The sequence below is a fragment of the Streptomyces sp. NRRL S-1022 genome (genome assembly GCF_000720135.1).
Classification (GTDB): Bacteria; Actinomycetota; Actinomycetes; order Streptomycetales; family Streptomycetaceae; genus Streptomyces.
Window position 1 is genome coordinate 31,895 of the sequence record NZ_JOIU01000033.1, and the last position, 15,775, is coordinate 47,669.

Consider the following 15,775-nt stretch of genomic DNA (forward strand, 5'->3'; position numbering starts at 1 on the left):
ACCGGCCGTCACCGCGCCAGCAGCCGGCGCAGCCAGGCGACGCGGGCCGTGCGGGCCGTGCGGGAGAGGGAGGCCTCCGGGGCGAGGGTGTCGAAGCCGTGGCAGCCACCCGGCCAGACGTGGAGTTCGGCCACGCCGCCGGCCTGCCAGATGCGCGAGGCGTAGCCGACCACCTCGTCCCGGAAGGTCTCCGCCGAGCCGACGTCCAGGAAGGCCGGGGGCAGGCCGGAGAGGTCGGCGGCGCGGGCCGGGGCCGCGTAGGGGGAGACGTCCGGGCCGCCGCGGCGGTCGCCGAGCAGGGCCGTCCAGGCGGTTTCGTTGGCGGTGCGGTCCCACACGCCCCGGCCGGCCATCTGACGGCTGGAGGGGGTGTCGTTGCGGTCGTCCAGCATCGGGCACATCAGCAGCTGGCCGAGCGGGCGCGGGCCCCGCCGGTCCCGGCACAGCAGGGCGAGCGCCGCCGTCAGCCCGCCGCCGGCGCTGGCGCCCGCGACCACGATCCGGTCCGGGTCGCCGCCGATCTCCCGGGCGTGCTCCGCGGTCCACAGCAGTCCGGCGTACACGTCCTCGACGGGTGCCGGGTGCGGGTGTTCGGGCGCCAGCCGGTACTCCACCGACACCACCACCGCGCCCAGTTCGCGGGCCCAGGCCAGGGGTTCGGTCACGCCGGCCCGGTTGGTGCCGGCCACCAGGCCGCCGCCGTGCACGTGGTAGACGACCGGCAGCCCGGTCCGGGCGGGAGCGGCGGTGGGCCGGCACACGAGGAGGGACACCTCGGGGTCGCCCTCGGGTCCGGGCACCGAACGGTCCTCCGCCTCGAAGGCGCCGTCCAGGGTCACGTCGATCAGCCCGAGGGCGGCGGTGCGCCGGGCGGCCTCGACGTCGTCCGGGGTGAGGCCGGGCGCGAGCACCTCCGGGAACGACTCCAGCACGGTGGCGAGCTCCGGATCGAACGGCGGCGGGACCAAGGACATCGCGACTCCTCCCAGGATGCGTCTGACGCGTAGGCGCACCGGGCGGTGGCCCGTTGCCGGGCGGACCCCCCCTCCTCCGGCGGCGGCCCCCTCGTCGGGCGCGCCGCCACGGCGTACCCGGTCACCAGCCGTCTACCCCGTCCCGCCCGGACGACGACCTGCGAAAGCCGTGCTCCGCCGGCCGGGCCCCCGGCGGCGGAGCGGCTCGCGGGGTTCGGACGGGCGGGACGGGGTAGACGGCAGGGCCGGAGCCGCGGTGGCTCCGGCCCTTGCCGGGGGGTACGGCTCGGACGCCTGCGGGGAGTCCTGCGGTCGGCTCCGCGCCGGGGTCCGGGCGGTTCAGGCCGCCGCGCCCACGGTGCCGTGCAGGCGGGCCACGACCTCGGTCAGCTGGGCGGCGACCTCGGCGTCGTCGGCCGGGTGGGTCTCGGCGAAGCGGGTCAGGGAGCCGGGGATGGCCAGCTTGATGTCCTCGATCACCTTGCCGCCGGCGATGCCCACGGCCTTGCGGGCCTCGTCCTGCGCCCACACGCCGCCGTACTGGCCGAAGGCGGTGCCGATCACGGCGACGGGCTTGCCGCCGAAGGCGCCGGCACCGTACGGGCGGGACAGCCAGTCGATGGCGTTCTTCAGGACGGCCGGGATGGTGCCGTTGTACTCGGGCGAGAAGAGCAGGAACGCGTCGGCGGCCCGGGCGGCCTCGCGCAGCCTGGCGGCGGCGGCCGGGACGCCGCCCTCCACGTCGATGTCCTCGTTGTAGAACGGGACGTCGGCCAGGCCCTCGAACAGCTCGATCTCGGCGCCCTCCGGCGCGAGCTTCACGGCCGCCTCGGCGAGCTGGCGGTTGTGCGAACCGGCGCGGAGGCTGCCGACGAGCGCGAGGATGCGAACGGACATGGGAACTCCAAAGGGCTGAAACATCGCTGTCACGATCCGGACCGGGGTCCGTTTAGCTTTCTACCACCCTAAGCGGACCAGGGTCCAGTTTTCTTCCCGATGCTTTACGCTGTCTTCATGTCCAGCGCCCTGCCCCCCTTCCCCAGGCCTCAGGAGCCCCTCGACGCACCCCAGTTGCTGGAAGTCGGCTCGCTGTCCGACGAGCCGTGCCTGCGCGCCGACGCGGCCCGCAACCGGGCCCGGCTGCTGGAGGCCGCGGCCCGGCTGATCGCCGAGCACGGGGTGGCCGGCGTCACCATGGAGGCGGTGGCCGCCGCCGCCGAGGTGGGCAAGGGCACCGTCTTCCGCCGCTTCGGCGACCGCACCGGGCTGCTGACGGCCCTGCTCGACCACTCGGCCAAGCAGCTCCAGGCCGACTTCCTGAGCGGACCGCCTCCGCTGGGCCCCGGCTCACCGCCCCTGGAGCGGCTGCGGGCGTTCGGCGTGGCGGTGCTCTACCGCACGGCCGAGCAGCTGGACCTGCAGCTGGCCGCCCAGCCGGAGCCGACCCGCCGGTTCACCCACCCCGCGTTCGGCTCGCTGCGCATGCACATCACGGTGCTGCTCCGGCAGATCGTGCCGGGCGCCGACTGCGACCTGCTCGCCCACACCCTGCTGGCGGCGCTGGACCCCGCGCTGATCCACCACCTGACCCGGCAGCGCGGGCTGCCCATGGAGCGGCTGGAGGCCGGCTGGTTCGACCTGGTCGCCCGGGTGACCGGCACGGAGGCGCCGCGCTGACCGTCGTACCGGACCGGGAGGGTCGGCCACCCGGCCGGTACCGGGCCCGGCGTCCGGTCAGTCGCCCTCCCCGGTGAACACCGCCACCAGGCCCTGGGGGGCGTCCGCGCGGAACAGCAGGTCCTGGCCGCGCGCGGAGTCCGTCGCGGACGCCTCCGCGCGCCGGAACATCCGGGCCTCGTAGGCGGCCAGCGCGGCCTCGGTGTCCCCGGGGGCCGCCGCCAGCGCGAGGCCCAGTTCGGCGCCGTCGAGCAGGGCCAGGTTGGCGCCCTCGCCCGCGAACGGCGACATCAGGTGGGCGGCGTCCCCGAGCAGCGTGACCCCCGGGACCCGGTCCCAGCGGTGGCCGGCCGGCAGGGCGTGGATCCGGCGCGGCACCAGCGCCCCGTCCGCGTCCGCGACCAGCGCCCGCAGGCTCTCGTCCCAGCCGTCGAACTCCTTGAGCACGGCCGCCTTGGCCGCCTCGGTGTCGGTGAAGTCGATGCCGTCCAGCCAGTCCTCCGGTGCCGTCACCGCGGCGTACACGTGCAGGCTGCCGTCGGTCTCCCGGTGGGCGAGGAAGCCGCGGCCGGGGCCGAGCGCGAACAGCATGCCGCCGCCGGCCACCGCCGCGCTCGCCGGGTGGCGCAGCTCCGCCTCCCGCAGGTCCGCCTCCACGAAGGACACGCCCGTGTACGCGGGCCGGGCGGCGGAGAGCAGCGGGCGCACCCGCGACCAGGCGCCGTCCGCGCCGACCAGCACATCGGTGGTGAACGCGGTGCCGTCCGCGAGCGTCACCCGGTGCCGGCCACCGTCCAGCGGGCGGGCGCCGGTGACCTTGGCGCCCCAGCGGACCGTGTCCGCGGGCAGTGAGCCGAGCAGCAGTGCGCGCAGGTCCCCGCGGTCGATCTCGGGGCGTCCGCCGGTGCCGTCGTCGGGCTCGGCCAGGTGGACGGTGCCGTACCGGTCGAGGACCCGGGTGGCCTGGCCGCCGGGGTGGACCCGGGCGAGGAACTCCTCGTACAGCCCGGCGGCCCGCAGCGCCTCCTGGCCGGAGTCCTCGTGGATGTCGAGCATGCCGCCCTGGGTCCGGGCGCCGGCCGACGCCTCCAGGTCGAACAGCGCGGCCTCGATGCCGTGCACGTGCAGCACGCGGGCCAGGGCGAGCCCGCCGAGGCCCGCGCCGACGACGGCGACGGGGTGGTGGGGGAGGGGTGCGGCGGTCATGGGGCCTCCTGGCCTTCGGTCGGTACGGCGGTCCGCTCGATGCCGTTGATCAGGGCGCGGAAGGCCCAGGACAGGCGGGCCCCGGGGGTGCCGGAGAGCAGGGCCTCCGCGTCGGCGGCGATGTGCGGGTGGGTGGCGGCGGGCGCCTCGCGCAGGGCCCGGGTCAGCGCCTGCCACTCGTCCGGCGACTGGTTGCCGGCGTGCTCGGCGGCGGTCGCCGTGGCGTGCTGCAGCAGCAGGTCCACGCCCCAGGCCGCCTGGGCGGCGGGCACCCCGCCGTCACGCAGGAGCCGCAGCAGGGTCTCGATCAGGTGCAGGTAGTGCGGTCCGCTCGGCCGGGCGGTCAGCGCCGAGCGGGCCAGCGAGGGGTGCTCCAGGAGCATCGCGGTGTAGTTGGTCAGCACCCGCTCCAGCCGCTCCCGCCAGCCGCCCTCGGCCGGCGCCGGACCGACAGTGCCGAGCAGTTCGTCGAGGACGGCCGCGTGCAGCTCGTCGGTGTTGCGGACGTACACGTAGAGCGAGGCGGGGCCGGTGTCGAGTTCCCGGGCGAGCCGGCGCATGGTCACCTTGGCCAGCCCTTCCGCCCGCAGGATCGCGACGGCGGCGGCGACGATGCCCTCCCGGGTCAGGGCGGGTTTGGCGGGGCGCTCCCGGCGGGAGCGTGGAGCGTCGTTCATGCCGTAACGAACATGTTCGCCACGAACAAGTTCGTGGCGAACGCGTTCGCACCGTCGCGTGATGTGCCGTGTTTGTCGAACGATGAACCACCTTGCCCCGCCCGGCCCCGGTCCCCGCCCCTCTGCCAAGATGCGGTCTGTCATGGTGCAGATACCGAACACGCCCACGAGTGCCGACGTGGCCCGCCTGGCCGGCGTCTCGCGCGCGACCGTGTCCTACGTCCTCAACAACACCAGCGCCGTCCGGATCAGCGAGGCGACCCGCCGGCGCGTGCACGAGGCCGCCCGGGAACTGGGGTACGTCCCGCACGCCGCCGCCCGCAGCCTGCGCGCGGGGCACAGCCGGATGGTCCTCATGCCCGCCCCGGCCATCCCCGTGGGCCCGCTGTACGGCGGGTTCCTCAACGAACTCCAGTGGGCGCTCGGCCGGCTCGACTACACCGTCGTGCAGTACGGCAGCGTCGGCCTGCACGGCGACGAAGCCACCCGCGCCTGGGCCGAGTTGCGGCCGGTGGCCGTCCTGGTGCCCGGCGCCGGACTCGGCCCGGAGGGCGTCGCCCTGCTCAAGCGCTCCGGCACCCGGGCCGTGGTCACCCTCGGCCCCGGCCGCGTCGACGGGGCGCACGCCCTGCTGATGGACCACGCCGCCGTCGGCCACTGCGCGGGCGCCCACCTCTACGACCGGGGCCGGCGCCGGATCGGTGTCGTCCTGCCCGCCGAGCCCGGTCTCGAGGCCTACTCCGGGCCCCGGCTCGCCGGCGTGCGCGAGGCGCTGCACGGCACCGGCGCCACCGTGACGGAGCTGCCGCTCGCCCACACCGAGGAGGCCGCCGCCGAAGTGGCCGCCGGCTGGCGCGCGTCGGGCCTGGACGGGGTGTTCGCGTACAACGACGAGTACGCCATGCTGCTGATGCGCGCGCTGCAGGACGAGGGCCTGCACGTCCCCGACGACGTCGCCGTCATCGGCGCGGACGACCTGATGCTGGGCCGGCTGCTGCGGCCCCGGCTGAGCACGGTCCACATCGAGCTGCCGTCGGGCCGCGCCCTCGCCGCGCTCGTCGACCGCGCGGTGCGCGATCCCGGCGGCGAACCGGAGGTGCACACCGTGCTGGGGGCCTCGGTGGTGCAGCGGGAGTCCAGCTGACCCGGTACCGCTGCCCCCGCACGGTCTACTTCTGTTCCTGGCCCTGCTGGGCGGTGATGCTCTTGCGGACCTCGTCCATGTCGAGGTTGCGCGCCTGGCCGATCAGGTCCTCCAGCACCGGCGCCGGCAGCGCGCCCGGCTGGGCGAAGACCGCCACCTGGTCCCGGATGATCATCAGCGTCGGGATCGACTGGATGTCGAAGGCCGCGGCCAGCTCCGGCTGCGCCTCGGTGTCCACCTTGCCGAACACCAGGTCGGGATTGGCGGCGGCGGCCTTCTCGTAGACGGGCGCGAACTGCCGGCACGGAGGGCACCACTGCGCCCAGAAGTCGATGAGAACGAACTCGTTCTCACTGACCGTCTGGTCGAAGTTCTCCTTGGTCAGCTCCACGGTGCTGCTCATGGCGTGTTTCCCGCTTCCTGGTGTAGGGGGTGTGCCGACGGCGGAAACACGGTCGCCGGGCCGCCTATTCCACCCGTGCACGCCTGTGTTCCGCGCGCGTACCCGTGTGGCCACAGCGCACACCACCCACCAGACTGACCCCATGACGGAAACGGAATCCATCGCGTACGACGTCGTGGTGATCGGGGGCGGACCCGTGGGGGAGAACGTCGCCGACCGCACCCGCGCGGCCGGGCTGACCACCGCGCTCGTGGAGAGCGAACTGCTCGGCGGCGAATGCTCGTACTGGGCCTGCATGCCCAGCAAGGCCCTGCTCAGGCCGGTCATCGCGCAGGCCGACGCACGCCGCCTGCCCGGCCTCGCCCAGGCGGTCCGGGGCCCGCTCGACGCCCCGGCGGTCCTCGCCCGCCGGGACGAGTACGCCTCCCACTGGCACGACGACGGCCAGGTCGCCTGGCTGGAGGGCATCGGCACCGACCTCTACCGCGGCCAGGGCCGGCTGGCCGGACCGCGCACGGTCACGGTCACCGCCTCCGACGGCACGGTCACCACCCTCACCGCCCGGCACGCCGTCGCCGTCTCCACCGGCACCCGCGCCCAGCTGCCCGACCTGCCCGGACTCGCCGACGTCAAGCCCTGGACCAGCCGCGAGGCCACCAGCGGCAAAGCGGCTCCCGGCCGGCTGATCGTGGTGGGCGGCGGTGTCGTCGCCACCGAGATGGCCACCGCCTGGCAGGCCCTCGGCTCCCGGGTCACCCTGCTGGTCCGCGGCAAGGGCCTGCTGAACCGGATGGAGCCGTTCGCCGGGGAACTGGTCGCCGAGGCGCTCACCGAGGCGGGCGTCGACCTCCGCACCGGCACCTCCGTGGAGTCCGTCAGCCGCGAGAACGGCACGGTCGTGGCCGTCACCTCCGCCGGTGACCGGATCGAGGCCGACGAGATCCTCTTCGCCACCGGGCGCGTCCCGCACACCGGCGACCTCGGCCTGGAGACCGTCGGCCTGGAACCCGGCTCCTGGCTGGACGTGGACGACAGCCTCCGCGTCACCGGCACCGACTGGCTGTACGCGGTCGGCGACGTCAACCACCGTGCCCTCCTCACCCACCAGGGCAAGTACCAGGCCCGCATCGCCGGCGCCGCGATCGCCGCCCGCGCGTCCGGCAGCACCCTCGCGGAGGAGCCCTGGGGCGCCCACGCGGCCACCGCCGACCACCACGCCGTACCCCAGGTCGTCTTCACCGACCCCGAGGCCGCCGCGGTCGGTCTCTCCCTCGCCGAGGCGGAACAGGCCGGCCACCGCGTCCGCGCCGTCGACGTCGAGTTCTCCTCCGTGGCGGGCGCAGGGCTGTACGGCGAGGGCTACAAGGGCCGCGCCCGCATGGTCGTGGACCTGGAGGAGGAGATCCTGCGCGGAGTCACCTTCGTCGGCCCCGGCGTCGGTGAACTCGTCCACTCGGCCACCATCGCCGTCGTGGGCCGCGTCCCGGTCGACCGCCTCTGGCACGCGGTCCCGTCCTACCCGACCCTGAGCGAGGTGTGGCTGCGGCTGCTGGAGGCCTACCGGGACAACTGAGGCGTCCGTCAGGGCAGTTCGAAGCCCAGCGCCTCGGCGGCCCGCCGGGGCGCCGGCTCGTTCCACAGCGCGGCGACCGCCTCGTTCGTCGACAGCGAGCGCAGTTCCGCCCGGTCCAGGTACAGGGTGCCGTCCAGGTGGTCCGTCTCGTGCTGGACGATGCGCGCCGGCCAGCCGGTGAACAGCTCGTCCAGGGGGCGGCCGTGCTCGTCCTCGGCGCGCAGCCGCACCTCGGCGTGCCGGGCCACCACCGCCTGCCAGCCCGGCACGCTCAGGCAGCCCTCGAAGAACGCGGCGCGGGCGGTGCCGACCGGCTCGTACACCGGGTTGACCAGCACCCGGAACGGCTGCGGGACACGGTCCCGGGCCGCCGCGACCTCCTCGGGCACCGGCGCCGGGTCCTCCAGGACCGCGATCCTGAGCGGCACGCCGACCTGCGGCGCGGCCAGGCCCACACCGGGGGCCGCGTGCATGGTGGCGCGCAGGGCCTCGACGAACCGGGCCAGCAGCGCGGGGCCGAGCTGGCCGTCGTACGGCTCGGTGCCGTGCCGCAGCACCGGCTGTCCGGCCGCGACGATGGGCAAGGGGCCGCCGGCGGCGAGGAGTTCCTCGACCCGCTCGGCGAGCGGCGCGTGATCTCGGGGAGGTGCCATCGCGTCAGGATGCCACGCCCGCCCACCGGTCCCTGTGGCACGGGTCACCAACACCCCGGGGAACTCAGCCGCTTCGCGGTCCGACTCATGGACCGTCAGCGCTACCGCACCCGAGCCCCGGAGAAGCCCGCCGATGACCACCGCTCCCCCGACCGCCCCGGCGGAGGCGTCCCGCCCCGCGGGTCGCGGCCGCCGGGCACCCCTGCGCCCCCTCGTGCTCCGCCTGCACTTCTACGCCGGTGTGCTGATCGCGCCCTTCCTGCTGGTCGCCGCCGTCACCGGCCTGCTGTACGCGGGCTCCTTCCAGGCCGAGAAGCTCGTGTACGACCACGAGCTGACCGTCCCGGTGGGGGAGCGGGCGCTGCCGGTCTCCGCCCAGGTGGCCGCCGCCCGCAAGGCCCACCCCGAGGGCACCGTGACCGCCGTGCGCCCCGCGCCCGAGGCCGGCGCCACCACCCGGGTGCTGCTCTCCGGCGCCGAGGGCGTCGGCCCCGGGCACACCCTCGCCGTGTTCGTGGACCCGTACACCGGGAAGGTCCGCGGCGCGCTGGAACAGTACGGCTCGACCGGCGCGCTGCCGCTGCGCACCTGGATCGACGAACTGCACCGCGACCTCCACCTGGGCGAGCCCGGCCGGCTCTACAGCGAGCTGGCCGCCAGCTGGCTGTGGGTGATCGCGGGCGGTGGCCTGGTGCTGTGGTGCTCCCGGCGCCGCGCCCTGCGCGGGGTCCGCGGCACCAGCGGCCGGCGCCGCACCCTGGGCCTGCACGGCACGGTCGGCGTCTGGACGGCCGCCGGGTTCCTGTTCCTGTCCGCCACCGGTCTGACCTGGTCGGCGTACGCCGGAGCGAACATCGACGAGCTGCGCACCTCGCTGGGCCAGGCGACCCCGTCGGTCTCGGCGGCCGTGGCCGGCGGCGAGCACGCGGGCCACGGTGGGGCGGCCGGCGCCGGCGGCACGGCCGGGCACGGCGTGGGCCTGGACAGGGTGCTCGCGGCGGCCCGCGCGAAGGGGCTGGACGACCCGGTGGAGATCGTGCCCCCGGCGGACGCGAACAGCGCCTGGGTGGTCCGGCAGGTCCAGCGCGGCTGGCCCACCAAGCAGGACTCCGTCGCCGTCGACCCGGCCACCGGACAGGTCACCGACGAGCTGCGGTTCGCCGACTACCCGGTGCTCGCCAAGCTCACCCGCTGGGGCATCGACCTGCACACCGGCGTCCTGTTCGGGCTCGTCAACCAGATCGCCCTCGCGCTGCTCGCGCTCGCCCTGATCCTGCTGATCCTGTGGGGCTACCGCATGTGGTGGCAGCGCAACCGGGGGTCCGCCTTCGGCCGGCCGGTCCCGCGCGGCGCCTGGGCCGAGGTGCCGCCGTACCAGCTCGTCCCGGCGCTCGCGGCCGTCGCCGTGCTCGGCTGGTTCGTGCCGCTGCTCGGCATCCCGCTGGCCGGCTTCCTCGCCGTCGACATCGTCCTCGGCGAGATCGCGCACCGGCGCGGGCGCCGCACCTACGGCGCTGCCCGCGGGGTGAAGTAGCGTGGGGCGACACGCCGACGCCGAGAGAGGGGACACGCGACGATGGCGCGGGAAGGCGAGCGGGCCAGGCGGCGCGGCCAGGGCGAACTGGAGGGCCAGGTCCTCGGCGCCCTGCGCGAGGCGGACGGTCCGGTCACCGCGGCCTGGGTGCAGCAGCGCCTCGGAGGCGACCTCGCCTACACCACCGTCGTCACCATCCTGACCCGGCTGCTCGCCAAGGACGTGGTCGCCCGCGAACGGCACGGCCGGTCCTTCCTGTGGACGCCGACGGCCGACGTGGCCCGGCTGGCCGCCCTGCGCATGCGCCGTCTGCTGGACGGCGAACGGGACCGCGAGGCGGTCCTGGCCAGCTTCGTCACCGCCCTGCCGCCCGGCGACGAGCAGGTACTGCGGGCCCTGCTGGACATCCCGGGCCCGGACACCGGCGGTACGGAGGACTGACCGCTCATGGGGGTCTTCGTCTTCCTGCCACTGGTGCTGCCGCTGTCCGCGTGGCCGGTCGCCCGGCTCGCCGCCACCCGGCTGCACCCGCGCACCGCCACCCGGCTGCTGACCGCGGTCGCCGTCGTCATGGCGGTCTGCAGCATGCTGTGCCTGGCCCTGCTCATGGTGGTCGGCACCGCCCAACTGCCCGGCAATCCCCTGCCGGACGGCTGGTCCGACCCGGAGGTGCGGGCCGCCGTCCCGCACGACGAGGTCGCCGGCCGGGCCGCCATCCCCGCGCTCGCCGTGGTCGCCGCCGCCTGCGCCCGCACCCTCCGGCGGCACCGCCGGGTCACCCGCCGGGCCCGCCGGGCGCTGGCCGGGGTACCGGGGCGCACGGTGGCGGTCCTGCCGGACAGCACGCCGTACGCGTACGCCCTGCCAGGCGGCCGGGGCCGGATCGTGGTCACCACGGCGCTGCTGGCCGGGCTGGCACCCGCGGAGCGGCGCGCCCTGTTCGCCCACGAGCGCGCCCACCTGAGCGCCCGTCACCACCGGCATCTGCTCGCCGCCCACCTGGCGGCCCGCGCCAACCCGTTCCTGCGTCCGCTGCGCACCGCCGTCGTCTACACGGCCGAGCGGTGGGCGGACGAGGAGGCGGCCCGCGCGGTCGGCGACCGGCGCACGGTGGCCCGCGCCATCGGCAAGGCGGCCCTGCTGTCCCCGGCCGCCCCGGCGCCGACCCTGGCCGCGCTGGCGGCGGCAGGTCCGGTGCCGCGCCGGGTGGCCGCGCTGCTGGCCCCCGCGCCGGTGGCCCGTACCTGGCCGTCGGCGTTCACCTCGGTCGGCCTGGCCGCCTGGGGCGCGGCCGCCGGGGCGCTGGTGTCCGCGATGTCGTCGGCGAACTCCGCCGTCACCCTGTTCCTGGTCCTGCACGCGGCGACCCCGCTGTGATCCGCGGCGGCGGGCCGGCGGCCCGGGACATGCCGGGAGCCCGGTCCCCGAAGGGAACCGGGCCCCCTGCTCACTCCCGCGGGAAGTCGCCCGCGAGCGCCGAGGCGATGCGCAGGTGCCGCTCCGCCTCCTCGTGCCGGGCCTGCCGTTCGAGCGTGCGGCCCAGCATCAGCCGGGCGTAGTGCTCCACCGGGTCGCGCTCCACGATGGTGCGCAGCTCTGCCTCGGCGCGGCGCAGCTGGGCCGAGTGGTAGTAAGCGCGGGCCAGCAGCAGCCGCGGTCCGGTCTGCTCCGGCACCTCCTCGACCAGCCGGGCCAGCACCCGGGCCGCGCCCGCGTAGTCCTTCGCCTCGAAGTACCGCCGCGCGCGCTCCCAGCGCTCGGCGGGGGTGCCCCGGTCGTAGTACGTGGTCTCCACTTGCGTCTCCACTCGTGACCTCCTTCGACGCCTTCGACGGCCACAACGGAACGGGATTGTTGAATATTCCACTACCTGGGGTGCGCTCGGGTCGGGCCGAGCGGGGCCACCGCACGGTCCACGGCGACCCGCACTTCACGGCCGGCCGCCACACCCGGAAACCGGGCGTGGCCCCTCCGGACACCTTGCTCGTGCCGGATGCCGTACCTGGCCGCCGTGTCCGTGGCCGCTAGACGGCTCGTGCCGCCGGCCTGCGCAGCGCGGGCCGCTCCGGGCGCCAGGTGGCGACCAGGGCCGCCGCGAGCAGGAGTTCGGCGATGTCACCGCCGTAGTACATGATCTCCGCGCCGCCCCGGACCTCGGGGACGGGAGCGTGCACGTGCACCCAGAAGCCGCCGTACATCAGTTGCGCGACGACCGCGTGCACGGCGATCGCGCAGCCGAGGACGAGCAGCCGGGCCCGCACCCCGGGACGGGCCGGCGCCGGGTCGGGCCCGGCGACGGAGTGCGCGAACAGGCACCCGGACAGCAGGAAGTGCGCGTGCAGCAGCCAGTGCCCGGCCGGATGGGTCAGGACGGTGTCGTACAGCGGGGTGAAGTACAGGACCGGCAGGCTGCCCGTGGACAGCAGCAGGGCCGGGACCGGGTGCGAGAGCAGGCGGGACGGGCCGCTGTGCAGGAGCGCGGTGACCCGGCGGGCGCGGGGGGCGGGCAGGGCGCGCAGTAGCAGGGTGACCGGGGCGCCGATCACGAGCGCGAGCGGGGCGTACATGCCGAGGAGCAGGTGCTGGGTCATGTGCCCGCGGAAGTCCCGGTGGGCGAACGGCGCGAGCGGCGGCAGCAGCGCCACCGCCAGCAGGGCCAGGCCCGCGCCGAAACCGACGGTCCGCCAGCGGCTCCAGGACCGGTCACGCCGGCGCGCCAGGCGCACCAGCAGCAGGTAGCCGCCCGCGCACACCAGCAGGGCCAGAGCCGGCAGCAGCACGCCGAGCACGCCGCCGCCCCCGTGGTGGGGGGCGTGGTGGTGCCCCATCAGGCCGCGCGTCCGTCGCGTCCGGTCCCCGGGGCCGCCGGGACGAAGGGCCGTGCGCCGCGCCGCAGCAGCCCGCCGCCGGCCACCAGCAGCGCGCCGAGGACCAGGAAGGCGATGTCCCACCACACCTGGTACGGCCCGCCGTGGACATGGTGGATGCCGAGGATCTGGTGGTCCAGCAGGCCCTCGACGAGGTTGAACAGGCCCCAGCCGGTCAGGATCCACCCCCACAGCACCCGCGAGGCCCACACCTGCCGCCGGCCGGTGGTCACCCGGCTGTACAGGACGGCGAGTCCGCCGAGGACGGCGAGCCAGCACACCGTGTGGAAGATGCCGTCCCACACGGTGTTCATCTCCAGTCCGGAGACGGTGTGCGGGTCGTAGTACCGGACGCCGATGCGGTCGTGGTTCGTGCTGCTGAGCATGTGGTGCCACTGCAGGAACTGGTGCAGCAGGATGCCGTCGAGGAATCCCCCGAGCCCCACTCCCAGGATGATCCCGGGCAGTTGCAGGCTGGCGGGCGCTGTGTCGGCTCGGGGGTCACGCACGGTGGTGGCCATCGCTCCTCGTCTCGGTCGGGTCCGCGGTCGTTCGGGGGGGCAGTGGATGCCCTACCGAGAGCTACCAGTTACCCCCGCTTCACCGCTGCGGCACGCTCGGCCATGTGTGCGAAACGGCCGGAACGGCCTGAACTTCTCCGCCCGGATCCGGCCCCGCGGGCCCACTTACGCGTCCTTCGTGCCGAGCGAAAGGCTGATAAGCCATAACTTGCTCGGTTTGGCCAGCGTTTCACCGGATGCGGGTGACTGCCCGCGACCGTATGTGGAAGGACAGGGAACCGATGAAACGGGTTACCCGAAACAGTGTGATCGCCGTCGCCGCCGCTTCCGGTGCGATGGCAGTGGCGGGGCCGGTCCACGCCGACTCCGCCGCGGACTCCGCCGCGGGCGGCTCGCCCGGGCTGATCTCCGGCAACGGCATCCAGCTGCCGGTGCACCTCCCGGTGAACGTGTGCGGGAACACCGTCGACGTCCTCGGGCTGCTCAACCCGGCGATGGGCAACCGCTGCGCCAACGCGGGCGGCCACACCGCCGGGAAGGAGAAGGGGGAGGGCGCGGCGCCGGGCGGGGCCACCGCCCGCGGCGTCGAGCAGGACTCGCCCGGCGTGATCTCCGGCAACGGCATCCAGCTGCCGGTCGACCTGCCCGTGAACGCCAGCGGCAACACCGTGAACGTGGTGGGCATCGGCAATCCCGTCTTCGGCAACACGTCCGTGAACGGCCCGGGCGACCACCCCGAGCCCAGCGCACCGCCCGTGTCGAAGCCGCCCACGCGGGTCACGCCGCCGGTGCGCTCCGAGCCGCCCCGGCCGTACCACCCGCCGACGGTGCACCCGCAGCCGAAGCCGGTCCCGGTCGTCGTACGGCAGCCGCCCGGCGCCCTCGCGCACACCGGTACGGACGGCACCTGGGCGGCGGCCCTCGCCGGCCTGGCCTCGATGACGGGGGGAACGGTCCTGTACCGGCGCTTCCGGTCCAGGGCGGCCGGCCGGGAGGGCTGAACCGCTCCCCGGGCACAGCCTGACCCGGGAGCACCGGGCCGGCCGGCAGCACTCCGGCCGGCCCGGGCGCCGCACCGCCGCGGGCGGTGTCACCAGCCGGTGAACAGCAGGTGGTTCAGCAGCAGCGCGAGCACCGCCTGCGCGGCGAGCCAGCCGCGCGGTCGTGGCAGGAAAGCGCAGGACGCGAGCAGCCACATCGCGAAGGGCAGCCAGATGCGCTCCGTCTCCGCCTTGCTCATCCCGGACAGGTCCGCGACCAGCAGAGCCAGCAGGGCCGCCGCCACGAGGAGGGCGAGCCGGGCCTCGGGGCGGGGCGCCGCGCGGCGGCGGGCGGGCAGCGCGCCCGTCCGCCGCAGCCCCGCCGCCGTGGCCGGACCGGTGATCAGCACCGTGCAGGCCAGGTTGGCCCACACCCAGTAGCCGTAGGGGCGGGTGCCGCCGACGCCCTGGTAGTAGCGCGTGACCAGCAGCCGGTACCCCTGCCACCAGTCGAACCCGGCCAGGGTGAACACCACCGGGACGACGGCCGCCCCGGCCAGGAACAGGACCGGCAGGACCGGCCGTTCGCGGACCCGGTGCCGGCCCGCCACCAGCACCGCCGCGGCGATCAGCGCGAAGAGCGTGAGGCCGTAGGAGAGGTAGCAGGTCAGGCCGTACAGCAGACCGCCGCCCGCCGCCCAGGCCACGGACCGTCCGGTGACCGCGAGGGCCGTCAGTGCCACGGACCAGGCGGCGACCGCCGCGAAGTACCCGTCGGCCGAGGCCCCCACCCACACCGCGGCCGGGGCCAGGACCAGGAACGGTGCCGCCCGCCGGGCCAGACGCTCGTCGGCCAGGGCCCGCACCGCCACCAGCACCGCCACGCAGGCGGTCGAGCCGACCGTGACGCACCAGGCGCCGGCCCAGCCGCCGCCGCGCAGCCCGGCCCGGTCCAGCAGGACGAAGGTGAGGGTGGCCGCCGGGGGATGCCCGGCGATGTGGGCGGGCCAGGGGGCGGGGGAGCCGCTGACGATGTGGTGGGTGAAGTCGCGCAGGGCGTCCGGGATGTCGTGGAAGCGGCCGACGACCGTGAGGTACTCGTTGCGGGTGGTGAGCCGGCCGGCCACGCCCCGCCGCCAGCCGTCGACCAGCGCCAGCGACCACGTCCAGGCCAGCGCCGTGCCCCAGGCCGCGAGGAGCAGCCCCCGCCACGGCAGCCGGGCGGCCACGGACGGCCCGCAGGCCACCACGGCGGCCGCCACCACGACCGCGGCCGGCGTGCCCGGGCCCAGGTGCGGGGCCCAGTCGGCGAACAGCGGCGGCCAGTGCACGAACAGGGTGCGGCGGGTGTCCTGGAGGTGCCGGCCGACGAGCACGGCGACGAGGACGAGCAGCGCGGCGGCGGTCACGGCACCGAGGTCGGCGCGCAGGCCGGCGTACCGGTCACGGAGGGGAGCCTGGGTCACACCGGAACGCTAGGCGGACGACCGGGCGCGGAACGGGACCGGCGGCCGGACGTCAGCGTTTCGTCATGGGTGGCGCACCCGTCACCGGCGTTTTCCGGCC

General features: G+C 75.6%; 17 protein-coding genes. 7 read left to right on the forward strand and 10 right to left on the reverse strand.

Annotated elements, in window-relative coordinates; translation table 11 throughout:
• Positions 1 to 8: 8 nt before the first annotated feature.
• Positions 9 to 974: an alpha/beta hydrolase gene (locus IG05_RS0135640; RefSeq protein WP_030348236.1), complete on the reverse strand. Its 966-nt coding sequence runs from the start codon at positions 972 to 974 to the stop codon at positions 9 to 11.
• Between the two features lie 339 nt (positions 975 to 1,313).
• Entirely contained in the window at positions 1,314 to 1,871 is a 558-nt protein-coding gene (locus IG05_RS0135645) for an NAD(P)H-dependent oxidoreductase (protein WP_030348237.1), read from the reverse strand.
• 99 nt (positions 1,872 to 1,970) lie between these two features.
• Here IG05_RS0135645 and IG05_RS0135650 point away from each other — a divergent pair, with 99 nt between their 5' ends.
• Positions 1,971 to 2,651, forward strand: a complete 681-nt coding sequence (locus IG05_RS0135650) for a TetR/AcrR family transcriptional regulator (RefSeq protein ID WP_030348238.1) — start codon at positions 1,971 to 1,973, stop codon at positions 2,649 to 2,651.
• Positions 2,652 to 2,708: 57 nt separating this feature from the next.
• Here IG05_RS0135650 and IG05_RS0135655 read toward each other — a convergent pair whose 3' ends face one another.
• The gene (locus tag IG05_RS0135655) at positions 2,709 to 3,857 is read right to left on the reverse strand and encodes an FAD-dependent oxidoreductase (RefSeq protein ID WP_030348239.1); all 1,149 of its coding nucleotides are present in this window, start codon (positions 3,855 to 3,857) and stop codon (positions 2,709 to 2,711) included.
• The gene (locus IG05_RS0135660) at positions 3,854 to 4,534 is read right to left on the reverse strand and encodes a TetR/AcrR family transcriptional regulator (RefSeq protein ID WP_030348240.1); all 681 of its coding nucleotides are present in this window, start codon (positions 4,532 to 4,534) and stop codon (positions 3,854 to 3,856) included. Before IG05_RS0135660 ends, IG05_RS0135655 begins: the two co-directional genes overlap by 4 nt.
• Before the next feature lie 142 nt (positions 4,535 to 4,676).
• Between IG05_RS0135660 and IG05_RS0135665 the strand changes: the two genes are divergently transcribed.
• The gene (locus IG05_RS0135665) at positions 4,677 to 5,678 is read left to right on the forward strand and encodes a LacI family DNA-binding transcriptional regulator (RefSeq protein WP_030348241.1); all 1,002 of its coding nucleotides are present in this window, start codon (positions 4,677 to 4,679) and stop codon (positions 5,676 to 5,678) included.
• Positions 5,679 to 5,703: 25 nt separating this feature from the next.
• On the opposite strand, the gene IG05_RS0135670 is transcribed toward IG05_RS0135665, so the two are convergent.
• Positions 5,704 to 6,081 (reverse strand): thioredoxin family protein, encoded by a 378-nt coding sequence (locus IG05_RS0135670; RefSeq protein ID WP_030348242.1) that lies wholly within the window; start codon positions 6,079 to 6,081, stop codon positions 5,704 to 5,706.
• A gap of 142 nt (positions 6,082 to 6,223) precedes the next feature.
• On the opposite strand from IG05_RS0135670, the gene IG05_RS0135675 reads away from it, so the two are divergent.
• Entirely contained in the window at positions 6,224 to 7,654 is a 1,431-nt protein-coding gene (locus IG05_RS0135675) for a dihydrolipoyl dehydrogenase family protein (protein ID WP_030348243.1), read from the forward strand.
• An 8-nt stretch (positions 7,655 to 7,662) separates the two neighbouring features.
• On the opposite strand, the gene IG05_RS0135680 is transcribed toward IG05_RS0135675, so the two are convergent.
• Positions 7,663 to 8,307, reverse strand: coding sequence for a peptide deformylase (locus IG05_RS0135680; RefSeq protein WP_030348244.1), 645 nt, complete (start codon positions 8,305 to 8,307; stop codon positions 7,663 to 7,665).
• Between the two features lie 133 nt (positions 8,308 to 8,440).
• Between IG05_RS0135680 and IG05_RS0135685 the strand changes: the two genes are divergently transcribed.
• Genes IG05_RS0135685 through IG05_RS0135695 form a run of 3 tightly spaced genes read left to right on the forward strand, consistent with a single transcriptional unit; the run spans position 8,441 to position 11,218 of the window.
• Positions 8,441 to 9,841, forward strand: coding sequence for a PepSY-associated TM helix domain-containing protein (locus IG05_RS0135685; RefSeq protein ID WP_030348245.1), 1,401 nt, complete (start codon positions 8,441 to 8,443; stop codon positions 9,839 to 9,841).
• Positions 9,842 to 9,883: 42 nt separating this feature from the next.
• Positions 9,884 to 10,282, forward strand: coding sequence for a BlaI/MecI/CopY family transcriptional regulator (locus IG05_RS0135690; RefSeq protein ID WP_030348246.1), 399 nt, complete (start codon positions 9,884 to 9,886; stop codon positions 10,280 to 10,282).
• Positions 10,283 to 10,288: 6 nt separating this feature from the next.
• Entirely contained in the window at positions 10,289 to 11,218 is a 930-nt protein-coding gene (locus tag IG05_RS0135695; protein WP_030348247.1) for a M56 family metallopeptidase, read from the forward strand.
• A 70-nt stretch (positions 11,219 to 11,288) separates the two neighbouring features.
• On the opposite strand, the gene IG05_RS0135700 is transcribed toward IG05_RS0135695, so the two are convergent.
• The 3 genes from IG05_RS0135700 to IG05_RS0135710 all read right to left on the reverse strand — a co-directional run bounded on the left by IG05_RS0135700 (position 11,289) and on the right by IG05_RS0135710 (position 13,229).
• Entirely contained in the window at positions 11,289 to 11,636 is a 348-nt protein-coding gene (locus tag IG05_RS0135700; RefSeq protein ID WP_030348248.1) for a tetratricopeptide repeat protein, read from the reverse strand.
• 229 nt (positions 11,637 to 11,865) lie between these two features.
• A complete protein-coding gene (locus tag IG05_RS0135705; RefSeq protein WP_030348249.1) occupies positions 11,866 to 12,669 on the reverse strand; it encodes a cytochrome c oxidase assembly protein in 804 nt (267 codons plus the stop codon).
• The gene (locus IG05_RS0135710; protein ID WP_030348250.1) at positions 12,669 to 13,229 is read right to left on the reverse strand and encodes a DUF2243 domain-containing protein; all 561 of its coding nucleotides are present in this window, start codon (positions 13,227 to 13,229) and stop codon (positions 12,669 to 12,671) included. Before IG05_RS0135710 ends, IG05_RS0135705 begins: the two co-directional genes overlap by 1 nt.
• A 305-nt stretch (positions 13,230 to 13,534) precedes the next feature.
• On the opposite strand from IG05_RS0135710, the gene IG05_RS50350 reads away from it, so the two are divergent.
• Complete coding sequence (locus IG05_RS50350) at positions 13,535 to 14,230, forward strand: chaplin (protein WP_030348251.1); 696 nt, start codon at positions 13,535 to 13,537, stop codon at positions 14,228 to 14,230.
• 89 nt (positions 14,231 to 14,319) lie between these two features.
• Here the strand turns inward: IG05_RS50350 and IG05_RS0135720 are convergent, their stop codons facing one another.
• Positions 14,320 to 15,675: a hypothetical protein gene (locus tag IG05_RS0135720; RefSeq protein ID WP_037815338.1), complete on the reverse strand. Its 1,356-nt coding sequence runs from the start codon at positions 15,673 to 15,675 to the stop codon at positions 14,320 to 14,322.
• Between the last annotated feature and the right edge of the window lie 100 nt (positions 15,676 to 15,775).

Bases quoted from the DNA above. Each gene is read 5' to 3' on its own strand.
- IG05_RS0135670 (WP_030348242.1), bottom strand. From the start codon at position 6,081: ATGAGCAGCACCGTGGAGCTGACCAAGGAGAACTTCGACCAGACGGTC.
- IG05_RS0135645 (WP_030348237.1), bottom strand. From the start codon at position 1,871: ATGTCCGTTCGCATCCTCGCGCTCGTCGGCAGCCTCCGCGCCGGTTCG.
- IG05_RS0135680 (WP_030348244.1), bottom strand. From the start codon at position 8,307: ATGGCACCTCCCCGAGATCACGCGCCGCTCGCCGAGCGGGTCGAGGAA.
- IG05_RS0135695 (WP_030348247.1), top strand. From the start codon at position 10,289: ATGGGGGTCTTCGTCTTCCTGCCACTGGTGCTGCCGCTGTCCGCGTGG.
- IG05_RS0135640 (WP_030348236.1), bottom strand. From the start codon at position 974: ATGTCCTTGGTCCCGCCGCCGTTCGATCCGGAGCTCGCCACCGTGCTG.
- IG05_RS0135685 (WP_030348245.1), top strand. From the start codon at position 8,441: ATGACCACCGCTCCCCCGACCGCCCCGGCGGAGGCGTCCCGCCCCGCG.
- IG05_RS0135650 (WP_030348238.1), top strand. From the start codon at position 1,971: ATGCTTTACGCTGTCTTCATGTCCAGCGCCCTGCCCCCCTTCCCCAGG.
- IG05_RS0135705 (WP_030348249.1), bottom strand. From the start codon at position 12,669: ATGGGGCACCACCACGCCCCCCACCACGGGGGCGGCGGCGTGCTCGGC.
- IG05_RS0135710 (WP_030348250.1), bottom strand. From the start codon at position 13,229: ATGGCCACCACCGTGCGTGACCCCCGAGCCGACACAGCGCCCGCCAGC.
- IG05_RS0135675 (WP_030348243.1), top strand. From the start codon at position 6,224: ATGACGGAAACGGAATCCATCGCGTACGACGTCGTGGTGATCGGGGGC.
- IG05_RS0135690 (WP_030348246.1), top strand. From the start codon at position 9,884: ATGGCGCGGGAAGGCGAGCGGGCCAGGCGGCGCGGCCAGGGCGAACTG.
- IG05_RS0135660 (WP_030348240.1), bottom strand. From the start codon at position 4,534: ATGAACGACGCTCCACGCTCCCGCCGGGAGCGCCCCGCCAAACCCGCC.
- IG05_RS0135665 (WP_030348241.1), top strand. From the start codon at position 4,677: ATGGTGCAGATACCGAACACGCCCACGAGTGCCGACGTGGCCCGCCTG.
- IG05_RS0135655 (WP_030348239.1), bottom strand. From the start codon at position 3,857: ATGACCGCCGCACCCCTCCCCCACCACCCCGTCGCCGTCGTCGGCGCG.